General features: G+C 65.4%; 13 protein-coding genes. 11 read left to right on the top strand and 2 right to left on the bottom strand.

Annotated features, from left to right (window positions below; translation table 11 throughout):
- The first annotated feature begins 23 nt into the window (after positions 1–23).
- The 9 genes from AC4NN3_RS14610 to AC4NN3_RS14570 all read left to right on the top strand — a co-directional run bounded on the left by AC4NN3_RS14610 (position 24) and on the right by AC4NN3_RS14570 (position 11367).
- Positions 24–1541, top strand: a complete 1518-nt coding sequence (locus AC4NN3_RS14610) for an ABC transporter substrate-binding protein (protein ID WP_491927810.1) — start codon at positions 24–26, stop codon at positions 1539–1541.
- 310 nt (positions 1542–1851) lie between these two features.
- Positions 1852–2571: a FadR/GntR family transcriptional regulator gene (locus AC4NN3_RS14605; RefSeq protein WP_491927809.1), complete on the top strand. Its 720-nt coding sequence runs from the start codon at positions 1852–1854 to the stop codon at positions 2569–2571.
- A gap of 98 nt (positions 2572–2669) precedes the next feature.
- Positions 2670–4178, top strand: a complete 1509-nt coding sequence (locus AC4NN3_RS14600; protein ID WP_491927880.1) for an ABC transporter substrate-binding protein — start codon at positions 2670–2672, stop codon at positions 4176–4178.
- Between the two features lie 58 nt (positions 4179–4236).
- Complete coding sequence (locus AC4NN3_RS14595; RefSeq protein ID WP_491927808.1) at positions 4237–5184, top strand: ABC transporter permease; 948 nt, start codon at positions 4237–4239, stop codon at positions 5182–5184.
- Positions 5181–6056, top strand: coding sequence for an ABC transporter permease (locus tag AC4NN3_RS14590; protein ID WP_491927807.1), 876 nt, complete (start codon positions 5181–5183; stop codon positions 6054–6056). Before AC4NN3_RS14595 ends, AC4NN3_RS14590 begins: the two co-directional genes overlap by 4 nt.
- Positions 6057–6073: 17 nt before the next feature.
- The gene (locus AC4NN3_RS14585) at positions 6074–7861 is read left to right on the top strand and encodes a gamma-glutamyltransferase family protein (protein ID WP_491927806.1); all 1788 of its coding nucleotides are present in this window, start codon (positions 6074–6076) and stop codon (positions 7859–7861) included.
- Positions 7862–7863: 2 nt separating this feature from the next.
- A complete protein-coding gene (locus AC4NN3_RS14580; RefSeq protein WP_491927805.1) occupies positions 7864–8628 on the top strand; it encodes a DUF1028 domain-containing protein in 765 nt (254 codons plus the stop codon).
- Between the two features lie 15 nt (positions 8629–8643).
- Positions 8644–10512: an ABC transporter ATP-binding protein gene (locus tag AC4NN3_RS14575; protein WP_491927804.1), complete on the top strand. Its 1869-nt coding sequence runs from the start codon at positions 8644–8646 to the stop codon at positions 10510–10512.
- Positions 10513–10536: 24 nt separating this feature from the next.
- Positions 10537–11367, top strand: a complete 831-nt coding sequence (locus tag AC4NN3_RS14570) for a sulfite exporter TauE/SafE family protein (protein ID WP_491927803.1) — start codon at positions 10537–10539, stop codon at positions 11365–11367.
- Positions 11368–11385: 18 nt separating this feature from the next.
- Here the strand turns inward: AC4NN3_RS14570 and AC4NN3_RS14565 are convergent, their stop codons facing one another.
- Entirely contained in the window at positions 11386–12759 is a 1374-nt protein-coding gene (locus AC4NN3_RS14565) for an HD-GYP domain-containing protein (protein WP_491927802.1), read from the bottom strand.
- 63 nt (positions 12760–12822) lie between these two features.
- Positions 12823–13839, bottom strand: a complete 1017-nt coding sequence (locus tag AC4NN3_RS14560) for a LacI family DNA-binding transcriptional regulator (RefSeq protein ID WP_491927801.1) — start codon at positions 13837–13839, stop codon at positions 12823–12825.
- 122 nt (positions 13840–13961) lie between these two features.
- On the opposite strand from AC4NN3_RS14560, the gene AC4NN3_RS14555 reads away from it, so the two are divergent.
- Together AC4NN3_RS14555 and AC4NN3_RS14550 are read left to right on the top strand one after the other, a co-directional pair.
- Entirely contained in the window at positions 13962–14921 is a 960-nt protein-coding gene (locus tag AC4NN3_RS14555) for a hypothetical protein (protein ID WP_491927800.1), read from the top strand.
- Positions 14918–16075 carry a serine hydrolase domain-containing protein gene (locus AC4NN3_RS14550; RefSeq protein ID WP_491927799.1) on the top strand — a complete coding sequence of 386 codons (1158 nt, stop codon included), beginning with the start codon at positions 14918–14920 and terminating at the stop codon, positions 16073–16075. Before AC4NN3_RS14555 ends, AC4NN3_RS14550 begins: the two co-directional genes overlap by 4 nt.
- The last annotated feature ends 21 nt before the right edge of the window (positions 16076–16096 follow it).

Genomic DNA, 16096 nt, shown 5'->3' with positions numbered 1-16096 from the left:
AACGCCAGGAAGGACCATGGCCCATGCGACTGAAACTCAAGCATCTCGTCTCTGCCCTTGCCATCACCGCCGCCATTGCGGCCGCAGCGCCGGCCCTGGCCGTTGATCTGTGCATCGGCATCGGCGAGGACGCCGACATTCTCGATCCCGACCAGTCGCGCACCTTTGTCGGCGAGGTGGTCTTTGCCAATATGTGCGACAAGCTGGTCGGCATTACCCCGGCACTGGAGATCATTCCCCAGCTCGCCACCGCCTGGACCTGGTCCGCGGACGGCCTGACGCTGACCATGGACCTGCGCGAAGGCGTCACCTTCCAGGATGGCACCCCGTTCAACGCCGCCTCGGTCGTCGCCAATATCGATCGCTCCATGACCCTTGATGAATCGCGGCGCAAGAGCGAGCTGACCTCGATCGCCGAGGTGACGGCCGATGGCGATCATCGCGTGGTGTTCACCCTGAACGCGCCGGACGCCACGCTGCTGGCCCGCTTTGCCGCCCGCTCCGGCGCCATGATGTCGCCGGAGGCTTTCATCGCCGCCGGCCTCGAATTCGGCAACAACCCGGTCTGCGTCGGGCCATACAAGTTCAAGGAGCGCATTGCCCAGGACCGCATCGTGCTGGAAAAGGATGCCACCTATTACAATGCCGACGCCTATCACTTCGACACCATCACCTATCTGCCTATTCCCGACAGCACGGTGCGCCTGGCCAACCTGCGCTCGGGCGACCTCGACATGATCGAGCGCATCCCGGCCGTCGATGCGGCCGGTGTGAAGGCCGATGCCGATCTGACCTATGCCGAGGCCAAGGGCATCGGCTATTCCGGCATCACCGTGAACGTGGCCAATGGGGCAGGGGCCGATACGCCGCTGGCCCAGAGCAACCTGGTGCGCCAGGCCTTCTCGCTGGCCATCGACCGGGCCGCCCTCAACCAGGTGGTGTTCGATGGCGCCTTTACCCCGGGCAACCAGCCCTTCTCGCCCACCAGTCCCTGGTATGACGCCGACATTCCGGTTCCCGCGCGCGACGCCGACAAGGCCAAGGCCCTGCTGGCGGAGGCAGGTTTTCCCAGCGTCGATGTGCAGCTGACGGTCCCCAACAACCCTGAATCGATGCAGATCGCCCAGGTGATCCAGTCCATGGTGGCCGAGGCCGGCTTCAACCTGACCATTCAGGCCACCGAATTTGCCACCCTGCTGGCGGCCCAGACCGCCGGCGATTATCAGGCCGACCTGGTGGGCTGGTCGGGCTATGTCGATCCCGACGCCAATCTCAATCAGTTCGTCACCTGCGCCGGTGGCATCAATGACAGCAAGTACTGCAATCCCGAACTTGACGCGTTGCTGGCGACGGCCCGGGCCTCGACCGACCCCGTCCTGCGCAAGCAGAACTATGACGCTGCCCGGGTCATTCTCGATCGCGACCTGCCGCTGATCTATCTCTACCACTCGACCTGGATCTGGGGCATGGGCAAGGAAGTGGCCGGCTTCGTGCCCTATCCCGATGGCCTGCTGCGCCTGGAAGGCGTCACCAAGGGCTGAGCGCCCGGCATGGCGCCGGGTTTTCGCCCGGCGCCGTGCCACAGCCGGGGAAGTCCTGCATCCCGGGTCCGGCGGTTTGACGCCGGCGCCGCGGCAATGGTTCATCCGCCTGAAGGCTGCGAACATCTTGTGCAGACCGTGCCCAATCCCGTGGCTGCGTGCTGATACACATATCTAGCATATTGCCAGACAACACTAAAATTGACTTCCTGCGGGGCTGCAATCTGCCTGATCTTTGGCCTTGATCTTGGCCAGTAAAGGGGCTTTGCTGAACCAAAGCGTTATTGGTTCGGACCAATCAGAGGACAAAGTGACGTTGGAAACCGCCGGCGACAATTCCAACTATGCGCTGGAGCAGCTGCGGTCGCTGATGGTGTCGGCGCACCTGGTGGGCAATGACAAACTGCCCACCGAGCGCGACCTGGCCTTGCGGCTGGGCGTCAGCCGGCGGGCCGTCCGCCGGGCGCTCGAAGTGCTTGAGGCGGAAGGCGCGGTCTGGCGTCGCCAGGGCTCGGGGACCTTCATCGGCAGCGGCCCCTTGCCGGGCATCGACGCCACGCTGCCCGATGGCACCGACATCATGGAGATCATTGAGGTGCGGCTGCGCATCGAGCCATCCCTGGCGCAGCTGGCAGCCATCCGGGCGCAGCCGCGCGACATCAGGCGCATGCGCGAACTGGCCGAGAGGATCCGCCAGAGTGCCGACGCCGATGCCGATGCCCGCGAATTGTGGGATGGCGCGCTGCACCGCCTGATCGCCCAGAGCGCCGGCAATGCGTTCTTCCTGACGATTTTCGACGTACTCAATCGCGTGCGCCAGAGCCCGGTCTGGCAGAGCGTCCGCGAGACCACCCGCAGCGACGCCAATATGTCGGTGTCCTTTGCCCAGCATACCGCCATCATCGACGCCATCGCCGCGCGCGATGTCGCCGCGGCCGGCGAGGCGATGCTGGCTCACCTGCTGTCGATCCAGGACAACCTGGTCCGCCACACCACGATGACCGCGGTCATCCTGCCGGTGACGCGCTGAATGCGCCGCCGGACCAGCCAGTTTCACCACAGCAGGCGCCATAACCTTGGCCTTCGCTGAAGTCGTCCATCCTCTTTTGAAGAAGTGAGAACGGAATGATGCAACTGAACCGAACACTCGCCGTCCTGCTTGCCGGCCTGGTCATGGCGCCCTCTGCATTCGCCGCCGATCTGCGCATCGGCCTGGCCGAAGATCCCGATGCCCTCGATCCGGCCCAGTCCCGCACCCTGGTCGGCCGCATTGTCTTTGCCTCGCTATGCGACAAGCTTGTAGACATCACCCCTGCGCTCGAATTCACCCCGCAGCTGGCCACGGCCTGGAACTGGTCCGATGACGGTCTGACCCTGACCATGGACCTGCGCGAAGGCGTCACCTTCCATGACGGCACCGCCTTCGATGCCGCGGCGGTGGTGGCCAATATCGAGCGCTACAAGACTATGGAGGAATCGGTCCGCAAGAGCGAACTGGCCTCGGTCGAGACGGTCGAGGCCGTCAGCCCGCTGCAGGTGGCGTTCCATCTGGCCTCGCCCGATGTGACCCTGCTGGCCCAGCTGTCCGATCGCTCGGGCATGATGGTCTCGCCGACCGCCGCCGCCGCGGCTGGCGCCGATTTTGCCATGGCGCCGGTCTGTGCCGGGCCGTTCAAGTTCGCCAGCCGCGTCCAGCAGGACCGCATCGTGCTGGAAAAATTCGCCGAATACTGGAACGCCGACAATATCCACTTCGACAATCTGACCTTCCTGCCCATTCCCGATGGTACGGTGCGCCTGGCCAATCTGCAGTCCGGTGATCTGGACCTGGTAGAGCGCCTCAATGCCACCGACGTCGCCACGGTCAGGGGTGACAGCAACCTCAGCTTCCTTGAGGTGACGGGGCTGGGCTATCAGGCCATTACCGTCAATATCGACAATGGCGAGGCCAGCGACACCCCGTTTGGCAACGAGGCCAAGGTGCGCCAGGCCTTCTCGCTGGCCATCGACCGGGACGCCATTAACCAGGTGGTGTTTGAAGGCACGGTCACCCCGGGCAACCAGTCCTGGGAGCCATCCAGTCCCTGGTACAATGCCGATTTTCCGGTAAAGGCCCGCGACGTCGAGGGGGCAAAGGCCCTGCTGGCCGAGGCCGGCGTGGACCGGCTGCCGGTCGAGCTGCTGGTGAGCACCAGCCCGGTGACCCAGCAGATCGGCCAGCTGATCCAGTCCATGGTGGCCGAGGCCGGCTTCGATCTGACGCTCAACACGCTCGAATTTGCCACCCAGCTCGATACCCAGTCGGCCGGCAATTTCATGATGGGGCAGACCGGTTGGTCCGGCCGTGTCGATCCGGACGGCAATATCCATCAGTTCGTCACCTGCGAGGGCGGCATCAATGATGGCGACTATTGCAATCCCGAGGTCGACACCCTGCTCAACCAGGCACGTGGCCTGAGTGACGCCGCTGCCCGCAAGGAAAAATACGACGCGGCAACGGCCATCCTGCAGAACGATCTGCCGCTGATCTACCTCTACCACACTGCCTGGCTCTATGCGCTCGACAAGGATGTCACCGGCTTTGTCACCTATCCGGACGGCATGATCCGCTTGACTGGCGTCAACCTCGCCCCCTAGCGCCCAAGCGGCGGGGGCCCCGCGCTCCCGCCGTCCACCGCCTGGCCAGGAGGTCACCATGACGCGCTATATTCTCAACCGCATTCTGGCTGCCATACCCACGCTGCTGATCGTGTCGGTCTTTGTCTTCCTGCTGCAAAAGCTGCTGCCGGGCGATCCCATCCTTGCCATGGCCGGCGAGGAGCGCGATCCGGCGGTGATCGATGCGCTGCGGCTGAAATACGGCTTCAACCTGCCGCTCTATCAGCAATATCTCAACTGGCTCTGGCAGGTGCTGCAGGGCGATCTCGGCATTTCGCTGCGCACCCGCCAGCCGGTGCTGCAGCTGATCGGCGAAAAGCTGCCGGTGACCATCCAGCTGGCGGTCATGGCCATGGGCTTCGCCTATATCATCGGCGTGCCGCTGGGCATCCTCGCCGCGGTCAGGAAGAACACCTTTCTCGACCATGCTGCCAATATCATCGCCCTTTCCGGCCTTTCGGTGCCCAATTTCTGGCTCGGCATCATGATGATCCTGCTGGTCTCGGTCTGGCTGGGCTGGCTGCCGGCCTCGGGCTACGAATCCCTGTTCAACGACCCGTCCCGATCCTTGCGCACCACCATCATGCCCGCCTTCGTGCTGGGGTCGAGCCTGGCCGCCATCCTGATGCGCCACACCCGCGCGGCCATGCTGGGCGTGCTGCAGTCCGACTATGTGCGCACGGCCCGCGCCAAGGGCGTCACCGAGCGCAATGTCATTCTCAAGCATGGTTGGCGCAATGCGCTGCTGCCGGTGGTGACGCTGACTGCACTGCTGTTTGGCGAACTGCTCGCCGGCGCGGTGCTGACCGAGCAGATCTTCACCATTCCCGGCTTCGGCAAGCTGACAGTCGATGCCGTGTTCAACCGGGATTATGCGGTGGTGCAGGGCGTGGTGCTGTGCACGGCCGCCGGCTTCATCATCATGAACCTGTTCGCCGACGTGCTCTATGTCCTGCTCAACCCCCGCATGAGGGCTTCGCTATGACCGATGCCTTGTTGATCGCTGGCAAGCCGGCAACGACCCGACCGGGCAGCCGCGCCTGGAAGAAGTTCAAATCCGGCAAGGGCGCGCTGGTCGGGCTGGCCCTGGTCAGCTTCTTTGTGGCCCTGGCCGTGCTGGCGCCCATCCTGCCCATTGCCGATCCGTCGGCCCAGGACTGGGCCGCCGTGCGCAAGGCGCCCTCGGCCGCGCACTGGTTCGGCACTGACGATCTCGGGCGCGACGTGCTGTCGCGCGTCATTTTCGGCGCCCAGGCCTCCTTGCTGGCCGGCGTCGTCTCTGTGGTCATTGCCGTTGTCGTTGGCGTGCCGATCGGCCTGGTCTCGGGCTATTTCGGCGGCTGGCTGGACCTGGTCGTCTCGCGCGTCACCGAGGCTTTCCTCGCCATGCCCTTCCTCGTCCTGGCCATCGCGCTGGCCGCCTTCCTGGGCCCCAGCCTGACCAATGCCATGATCGCCATCGGCCTGTCGGGCATGCCGGTCTTCATCCGCCTGACGCGCGGCCAGGTGCTGGCCGTCAAGACCGAGGACTATGTCGAGGGCGCCCGCGCCATCGGGCTCAGCCACTTCCGCATCATCGCCAACTATATCCTGCCCAATGTCATGGCGCCCATCGTCATCCAGGCCACGCTGACCATTGCCTTTGCCATCATCGCCGAGGCAAGCCTGTCCTTTCTGGGCCTCGGCCAGCAGCCCCCCGCACCCAGCTGGGGTTCGGCCCTCAACGTCGCCAAGAACTTCATGACCCAGGCGCCCTGGATGGCGCTGTGGCCGGGAGCGGCGATCTTTCTTGTCGTCATCGGCTTCAACCTGATGGGCGACGGTCTGCGCGACGCGCTCGATCCGCGCGATTCCTGAAACCGGGGAACCTGAACATGTCCACCTTTACCACGCGTCCCGAGCTGCTGGGTCGCTTCGGCGTCGTCACCTCCACCCACTGGATTGCCACCGCCGTCGGCATGAGCATGCTTGAAAAGGGCGGCAATGCCTTCGACGCCGCCGTCGCCACCGGCTTTGTCCTGCAGGTCATAGAACCCCATCTCAACGGCCCGGGCGGCGACATGCCGGCTTTGGTCTATTCGGCCGCCACCGGCAAGGTCGAGGTGATCTGCGGCCAGGGACCTGCGCCGGCGGGCGCCAGCATTGAGCATTATCGTGCCGAGGGGCTCGATATTATTCCCGGCGATGGCCTGTTGGCCACGGTGGTGCCCGGCGCCTTCGACGGCTGGATGCTGATGCTGCGCGACTATGGCTCGCTATCGCTGCGCCAGGTGCTCGAGCCGGCCATCTACTATGCCAGCCAGGGCCACCCCATGCTGCCCCGCGTCAGCCAGACCATTGCCGAGATGAGCGAATTCTTCCGCACCGAATGGCCCAGTTCATACGCCCTGTGGCTGCCCGACGGGCAGGCGCCCGCCGGCACCAGCAATTTCACCAACCCCACTTTGGCCGCCACCTGGACGCGGCTGCTGGCGGAGGCGGAAAGCCGCTCCGGCCGCGAGGCGCAGATCGAGGCGGCGCGCAACGCCTTCTATCGCGGCTTCGTCGCCGAGGAGATCGACAGCTTCCTGCGCGACGCCGAGGTGATGGATGCCAGCAGCAGCCGGCACAAGGGCGTGCTCACCGCCGATGACATGGCCAGCTGGTCGGCCACCGTGGAGCGTCCGGCCAGCCATGATTATCACGACTGGACCATCTACAAGACCGATGCCTGGGGGCAGGGTCCGGTGCTGCTGCAATCGCTGGCTTTGCTGGCCGGCATCGATATCGCGGCCATGGATCCCACCGGTCCCGACTTCGTCCATGTAGTCGTAGAGGCGATGAAGCTGGCCTATGCCGACCGCGAGGTCTATTACGGTGACCCCGAATTTTCCCAGATCCCGCTCGAGACCCTGCTGTCGCCCGCCTATAATGACGCGCGCCGCGGGCTGATCGGGGCGCGCGCCTCCATGGAGATGCGCCCCGGCACCATTCCGGGCTTTGAAGGTCTGGTGGACCGCACCAGGGGATTGATCGCCGGCATGGATGGCAGGCATGGCGTGGTCTTTGAGCCCACCATGGGGCACCTGGCCGAAGAGCGCGGCGATACCGTCCATATCGATGTCATCGACCGCTGGGGCAATATGGTCTCGGTCACCCCCTCCGGCGGCTGGCTGCAGTCATCCCCGATCATCCCCAAGCTCGGCTTCTGCCTCAATTCGCGGGCCCAGATGTTCTGGCTAACCCCCGACCTGCCCAGTTCGCTGGCGCCGGGCAAACGGCCAAGGACGACCCTGACCCCATCCATTGCCCGCCATCGCGACGGCGCGGCCCTGGCCTTTGGCACGCCGGGCGGCGACCAGCAGGACCAGTGGCAGCTCTCCTTCTTCCTGCGCCATGTCCATCACGGGCTCAACCTGCAGGAGGCCATCGATCTGCCGCTGTTCCATACCGCCCATTTCCCGTCCTCCTTCTACCCGCGCCTGCGCCAGCCGGGCAATGTGATGATCGAATCCAGCGCGCCGGCGGCGACCCTCGATGCCTTGGCGGCGAGGGGGCACAAGCTCGAACTGGCGCGGCCCTGGACGGTGGGGCGGTTGACCGCGGCGCGTCGCGATGCCGATGGCCTGCTGCGCGCGGCAGCAACGCCACGACTGATGCAAGCCTATGCGGCGGGGCGATAGCGATGACCTATTCTATCGTCGCCCGTGACCCGCAGACCGGCTTTTTCGGCATTGCCGTGGCCAGCCGCTTCTTTGCCGTCGGCAGTATCGTCCCCCATATCAAGGCGGGCCTTGGTGCCGTGGCCACCCAGGCTTTCGTCAATCCGCTCTATGGCAGTGACGGCCTGTGCCTCATGGAGGCCGGCCAGTCCCCCGCCGAGGCGGCGGCGACATTGCTGGCGCGTGACGGCGGCCGCGACCAGCGTCAGTTCCACCTGATCGATGCCCAGGGCCGCAATTTTGCCCATACCGGCGCGGCCTGCATCGACTGGGCCGGGCACCTGGTCGCCGACAATGTGTCGGTAGCCGGCAATATGCTGGCCGGGCCAGAAGTGGTGGCGCAGACCCTGGCGGCCTATCAGGCCAGCATGGGCAAGCCGATGATCGAGCGGCTGCTCGAGGCCATGCAGGCGGGTGAGGACGCCGGCGGCGACAAGCGCGGCAAGCAGTCGGCCGCCCTCGTGGTCTATCGCGACCAGGACTATCCCTACCTCGATATAAGGGCCGACGACCACGCCGATCCGCTGGCCGAACTGCGTCGCCTCTATGCCGTGGCCCAGGAGCGCTACCTCTTGGTCGTCGAGACCATGGCCACGCGCGCCAACCCCCAGGGCATGATCGACCGACGGGAGATCGACGACCGCATCGCCGCCCTCGATGCCGACCGGGCCGCCAGGGGCCTTGGCTCGGCCTCCCATTCCGTCTCTTTCGCCACTCCCCAATCCTGACCAAAGGAGGACCTCATGTCCGCTGCCATCGCTGCTGCAAGGACCGCGAACGAGGCCATCGCCGAACCGGTTCTGTCGGTGCGCAATCTGGACGTGTCGTTCCAGGTCGATGGCACCTGGCGGCAGGTGGTGCGCGACGTCTCCTTCGACATCGCCCCGCGCGAGACCCTGGCCATTGTCGGGGAATCGGGCTCGGGCAAGAGCGTGACCTCGCTGGCCATCATGCGGCTGCTGCCCAAAAATGCCAGCAAGGTGGGCGGCCGCATCATCCTGGATGGGCGGTACACGCTCAGTCTGCCCGAGCCCGAGATGCGCAACTTGCGCGGCCCGGCAGCAGCCATGATCTTCCAGGAGCCCATGACCAGCCTCAATCCGGTCTTCACCATTGGCGACCAGATCAGCGAGGCGCTCTATTGCCACCAGAAGATTTCGGGCGCCGACGCCCGCGCCGAGACCATCAGGCTGCTCGAAAAGGTGCGTATGCCGGCGGCCAGATCGCGCTTCGACGACTATCCGCACCAGTTCTCCGGCGGCATGCGCCAGCGCGTGATGATCGCCATGGCCCTGGCCAGCAAGCCCAAGCTGCTGATTGCCGATGAACCCACCACGGCGCTCGACGTCACCATCCAGGGCCAGATCCTCGACCTCATCAAGGTGCTGCAGGACGAGGAGGGCATGGCGGTGCTGTTCATCACCCACGATATGGGCGTGGTCGCCGACGTGGCGGACCGCACCCTGGTGATGTTCCGCGGCCAGAGCGTCGAGACCGGTCGCACGGCCGAACTGTTCCCCAACCCGCAGCACCCCTATACCAAGGCACTGCTCAGCGCCGTGCCCCGGTTGGGCTCGATGAGCCGTACCGACCGGCCCAAGCGCTTTCCCATCATCGATCCGGCGACGGGCATCGCCTCGGTGCCGGTCGAAATGGGCGACACGGTGGTGCAATCGCGCCAGCCGCTGCTTGAGGTGCACAACCTGACCACGCGCTTTGATGTGGGCGGGGGCTGGCTTGGCGGCCCCAAGGCGCGCGTCCATGCCGTGGAAAACGTGTCCTTCACGATCAATGCCGGCGAGACCCTCGCTTTGGTGGGCGAAAGCGGCTGCGGCAAGTCGACCACCGGCCGCTCGATCGCCCGCCTGGTCGAGCCGACCGATGGCGATATCCTGCTCGATGGTTTCGACATTCTCAAGATGACCAAGCGCAGCATCCTGGAAGCCCGGCGCAAGGTGCAGATGATCTTTCAGGATCCATTTTCCAGTCTTAATCCGCGCATGAGCGTAGGCGGCGCCATTGCCGAGCCACTGCTGTTTCACGGCATTGCCAGCCGCCGTGACGTGCGTGACCGCGTTGCCGAACTGCTGCGCAGCGTCGGGCTCGACCCGGACATGGCCGAACGCTACCCGCACGAATTTTCCGGCGGCCAGCGCCAGCGCATCTGCATCGCCCGGGTGCTCGGGCTCGAGCCCAAGCTCATCATTGCCGACGAGAGCGTTTCGGCGCTGGATGTGTCGGTCAAGGCCCAGGTCGTCAATCTGCTCCTCGACCTGCAGGACCGGCTGGGCATCGCCTTCCTGTTCATTTCCCACGACATGGCGGTGGTCGAGCGCGTCAGCCACCGCGTCGCGGTGATGTATCTCGGCGAAATCGTGGAAATCGGTCCCCGTGCCGCGGTGTTCGACAATCCCCAGCATGCCTATACGCGCAAGCTGATCGCCGCCGTGCCGGTGCCCGACCCCGCGGTGCGCCGCAGCCGCAACATGGCCGCCGGCGACATTGTCAGCCCGGTGCGCCCCATTGACTATGTCGTTCCCGAGCGGCGCTATCTTGAAGTCTCGCCGGGCCATCTGGTACGCGATGACGCCGAGCAGAGCCTCGTCGTCTGAATATTTCTCTCCGGAAAGCTTCCCATGGATCTCCCGCATTTTCTGGCCGACTATGGCGTCTTCATTCTGGCCATGGCGGGGGCGGGTATTTTTGGCGGCCTGATCGCCGGCCTGCTCGGGGTCGGCGGCGGCATCGTCATCGTGCCCGTGCTGTATTTCGTGCTGGGGGCGCTGGACACGCCGGAAGACCTCAAGATGAAGATAGCGGTGGCAACCTCGCTGGCCACCATCGTCGTCACCTCGCTGTCCTCGGCGCGCAGCCATGCCAGCCGCGGCGCCGTGGACTATGGCCTGTTGCGGGCCTGGGCGCCGCCGGTGGTCATCGGCGTCATCATCGGTACGGTATTGGCCAGCTTTGCCAAGGGTTGGGTGCTGACGCTGATCTTTGCCAGCGTCGCCCTGCTGGTGGCCATCAACATGCTGGTCCGCGGCAAGGGCACCCAGATCTGGCCCGATTTTCCCAATCGTCCCGTCAAATTCGTCGCCGGAGGCGTGGTCGGTCTCATCTCCTCGATGATGGGCATTGGCGGGGGCACGCTGAGTGTGCCGATCCTGACCGCCGTGGGCTACGACATCCGCAAGGCCGTGGGCACCGCCTCGGCCATCGGCTTTCTGATCGCCATTCCCGGCACCATCGGCTATGTCATCGCTGGCTGGGGCGCTGAGGGCCTGCCGCCCGGTTCGCTGGGCTATCTCAACCTGCTGGCCTTCATCGCGCTGGTGCCGCTGACCGCCCTGTTTGCCCCCGTCGGCGCCCGGCTGGCCCATACCATTCCGCCCCGCGCCCTCGGCTATGCCTTTGGCGGCTTCCTCATCGTCACTGCGCTCAAGATGTTCAGCGACCTGATCTTCTGAACGCGCTGTCCGGCCGCTTCAGGCCGCCTTTTCATCGGCCGGCTCGGCAACGTGTTCGAGGCGGATGAAGCCGCGTTGCAGGGCGGCAAAGACCTTGGGGTCGATCGCCTTGTCCAGATCGCCCTGCATGATCTCGAAGGCCATGTGCATGGGCATGGCCTTCCGGTAGGGCCGGTCCGCGGTCAAGGCGTCGAAGATGTCGGCGGCGGTGATGATCCGGGTGTCGAGATCGATCGCGGCCTCCCTCAGGCCATTGGGATAGCCACTGCCGTCCATGCGCTCATGGTGGTCGCCGGCAATGCTGGCCATGTCGCTGAAAGCCGATATCTTGGACAGGATCTGGCGCCCCAGCTCCGGATGGCGGCGGATTTCGGCCCATTCCTCCTCGTCCGGCTTGCCGTTCTTGTCGAGAATGGTGTTGGAGACGCCAAGCTTGCCGATGTCGTGCAGCAGGGCGGCACGCTTGAGCCAGCGCCGGCGTTCAGGCGCATAGCCAAGCTCTTCGGCGATCAGATCGGCGAACAGGGCGACCCGATCGCTGTGGCCGGCGGTAAAGGGGCTCTTGGCATCGACCACCTGGGCAAATCCGACGGCAATGTCGTCGAGATAATCGTCATCAACCCGGCGGACCATGGCGATGGGTTCAAGCCGGGCGACGCGCTGGTCGAGATCATTGGCCAGCAGCGTCGACCAGAATTGCTGGTCCTCGGCGACTTCAACGAGGACGTCGACCAGCCTTGGGTCAAACCAGCGTCCGCTGCGCTCGGTGACCTCGCGCATGACACCGGCGACACCGGTGCGCATGAAGAACACGTCGCTGACCTGGGCGAGCAGGGCGATGCGGGCGAAGAGCGAAATGTCGTCGCCGGCGCGGTTTAGCGGCTGGCCGGTGCCGTCCCAGTGTTCGTCAAGGTCGAGGATGCCGTCGGCGACGGCCTGGGAAAAGCGCATGCTGCGCGCAATCTCGGCGCCGCGCTGGCAGCGCGTCTCGATCAGTTCGCGCGAGATCTCGCCGCCATTGCGGGCAATGTTGACCAGTGCCTGCAGCCGCTCGACCAAGCCGGACTTCTTGGCCGTATTGGCAAGCAGAAAGCGCAATATCTCGGGCAGCTTGGTATCGACCGCCTTGTAGGCATGCTTGAAGCTGAGATCGTCCGCCAGATAGAGCTGGCAGATGCGGGCGGCGTTCGAACTGCAGCCGATGTCCTTGAGCAGCAAGGTATAATAGAGGTCGGACAGGGCCGCGTCATCCAGCCCGATGCGCTTGCCAATATGCATGCCGATCCAGCAGCAGCGCAGGCTATGCCCGACAGGCTGACCTTCGGTGATGTCCAGCGCATAACTGAGCGCGCCGAGAACTTCCGACAACGCGACAACCTTCTGCTGTGACATGGCATGCCTCCTTCCGAAGCTGCCGCACTATAGGGTCGAGGATATTAACGCTGCCTGACCCGCTCAGCGCTGTCGCAGCGATCCGCGGATCACCGCAGGCATGGGGATCAGCGCTTCGCCGCTGGTCTGGCGATCGAGCAGCATCTCCACGGCCCGCCGTCCCATGGCTTCATGCGGCAGGGCGATCGTGGTCAGTCCCGGCCGCAGATAGGAGGCCAGTTCGTCATTGTCGAAGGACACCAGCGACACGTCGTCGGGAATGCCGAGGCCCGCCTCGCCCAGCGCCTGATAGGCGCCGAAGGCTAGCCGGTCATTCAGGCAGAGGATGGCCTTGGGGCGGCGTTTCTTCAGCAGTGCCGCGACCAGATCATAGCCCGGCGCCGGCTCCCAGTTCCAGCAGCTGAGCTCGGCATCGAAGGCCAGTCCCGCCGCGCTCATGGCGTCCCGGACGCCGGCAATGCGGCGCGAAATGGCTTCCGAGCGAAACAGCCCCTGTTCCTCATTGCTGTTGTGGCCCAACAGCACGATGTCCTCGACAATGCCGGTGCCGAGCAGCAGGCGGACCGCGGTGCGGCCCCCCTCATACTCGTCGGGCAGTACAGCCGTGGGAAAGCGGGCACTGGTGCCGTTCAGCATGACGATGGGAACATTGACCGAGATGTCGGGCACGAAGACCTCGCGGGCCCGCATGGCGGCAAAGATCAGGCCGTCCACCTGCCGGTCGAGGGCGGCTTCGACCGCCTCGATCTCGCGCGCCGGTTCGCCGCCGGTCTCGAGCACCATCATGACATGCTTGGCCTCTTCGGCCGCCGCCAGCGCGCCACGGATCAGCCCGCTGGCAAAGCGCGTGGTGGCAACATAGTCCGAGATCAGCGCGATCGAGCGCGACTTGTCGGTACGCAGGGCCCGGGCGGCGACATTGGGCCGATAGCCCAGGCTGGCAGCGGCGGCATGCACCTTGGCATGGGCGTCTGCCGAGAGGCGCGTATCCGGCCGCCCGGTCATGATCATGGAGGCGGCTGAGGTGGACAGGCCTGCCAGTCTGGCAACGTCCGCCAGGGTTACGCGTTTTTTTCGCAATGCCGGTTTTCCTCGCTTCGGACGCGGCGCGCCTGCGCTTGGTCTTGGATAGTCACACCGCAGCAACTTGACAACAGAGCAAAGCCGTTGCATTCGCTAAATGGTTTTAGCAGGGGATATCAATGGGTTTCAACCTGAACGATCACTGGGTTTGGGATTTCTGGCTGGCCGATGACGGCGCCCGGTATCACCTGTTCTACCTGCACGCCCCCAAATCGCTGGGCGATCCCGATCTGCGCCATCGCAATGCCCGTATCGGGCACGCGACATCGGCCGATCTGCGGCAGTGGACCAATCACGGCCAGGTTTTCGATGCCGGTGCGCCGGGCAGCTTTGACGGCAGCGCCACCTGGACCGGTAGCGTCGTGCGCGGGCCCGACGGGTTGTGGCGGATGTTCTATACGGGTTCGCGCTTTCTCTCTCCCGATAGCGCGGCCAATATCGAGACGGTCGGCGTCGCCACCTCGCCGGACCTGTTCACCTGGACCAAGCAGGCCGGGCCGCTTTGCGTGGCCGATCCAAGCCTTTACGAAACGCTGGGGACCTCAAGCTGGCCGGAAGAGGCCTGGCGCGATCCCTGGGTGTTCTGGCGGCAGGACGACCAGCTCTGGCATATGCTGATCACCGCGCGCGGCAAGACCGGGACCGAGCCCGATCGCGGCGTCATGGCGCACGCCACCTCGCCGGACCTGGCGACCTGGACCGTCCGCGCGCCGCTGAGCCAGGCTGGCGCCGGCTTCGCCCATCTCGAAGTCTTCCAGGTGGTCAAACTGGGTGGCCGCAATCATCTGGTCTTCTGCTGCGATACCGCCAAGCTGGTCGGGCCGCGGGCAGGGCAGGTTGGGGGCGTCTGGAGCCTGCCCGTTGGCGACATGCCCGGACCGGTGGATTTCCATCAGGCCCGGCTGCTGGTCGAAGAGCGCTTCTATGCGGGGCGCATCGCCATCGATCGTGCGGGCGCGCCCTGGCTGCTGGCCTTCAACAATACCGGCGCTGACGGCGCCTTCATTGGCGGGATCAGCGATCCAATTGCCGTCACTGTCGACCAGGACGGCTATCTGGCCGTGGAGGAGCGCGAGTGAGCGTCCAGCTGATGGGCTCGGCCGAGCCCGGTTTTGAGGCCGTGGCCGCCGCATTCGAGGCCGGTTTCGAGGATCGGCCCGCTAGGGGCGCTGCACTGCATGTCGTCGTTGACGGTCAGAGCGTGGTCAATCTGTGGGCGGGCATTGCCGACCAGCGTACCGGCCGCGTCTGGGCAGCCGATACGCCATCGGTGATCTTTTCCTGCACCAAGGGACTGGTATCGATCCTGGCCGCGCGCCTTGTGCAGGAGGGTCGGCTCGATTATGACGCCCCGGTCAGCCACTACTGGCCCGAATTTGCCGCCGCCGGCAAAGACACGGTCACGGTCGGCCAGGCCCTGGCCCACCAGGCGGGCCTGAGCGCGCCGCGCGAGGATTTGAACGAAGACGACATCGTCGACTGGGACCGCATGGTCAGCCTGCTGGCCGCCCAGGAGCCGCTGTGGGAACCAGGCAGCGGCTACGCCTATCACGCACTGACCCATGGCTGGGTGGCCGGCGAGATCATCCGCCGGGTCACTGGCTTGTCGGTTGGTCGCTATTTTGCAGAGCTGATAACCGGGCCCCTGGGCGTTGACGCCTGGATCGGTCTGCCGGATGCAGAGGCCGATCGCGCCGCCCATCTCCAGGTCAGCCCGCTCCTGTCGGCCCTCTGGGCCGACGAGGCTGGCAAGCCTGGCCCCAACTGGCCCTACAAGGCCATGACGCTGGGCCATGCCCTCCCGGCCGATCTGGTCACCGCCGATGGCGGCTTCAACAAGCAGCGCATTCGCGCCGCCGAGATCCCCGGCGCCGGTGGCCTGGCCAGTGCCGAGGCCCTGGCCACCATGTGGTCGGCCACGGTGGTGCCGACGCGCGGCGTGCATCTGCTCGGCCCCGAGGTCATAGCAGCAGCGACCCGCACCCGCAGCGCCGGCATGTCGGTCTTTGGCGGCGAGCCGCCTTTTTCGCGCTGGGGCTGCGGCTTTCAGCTCGATTCCGAGGCGCGCCGTTATCTGTCCGACGATTGCTTCGGCCACGACGGGGCTGGCGGCCAGGTCGGTTTTGCCGATCCGGTCCGTCGCGTCGGCTTCGGCTATGTCACCAACTGGATGATGGGACCCGAAGACCTGCGCGCCACCCGCATCCTCGACGCCCTGCGGCCCTTGGTCTAGCGTGAACCGGCGACCGCCGCA

The organism is Devosia sp. MDV22-iso42 (genome assembly GCF_058629155.1).
This window is presented reverse-complemented; position numbering and strand designations above follow the sequence as displayed.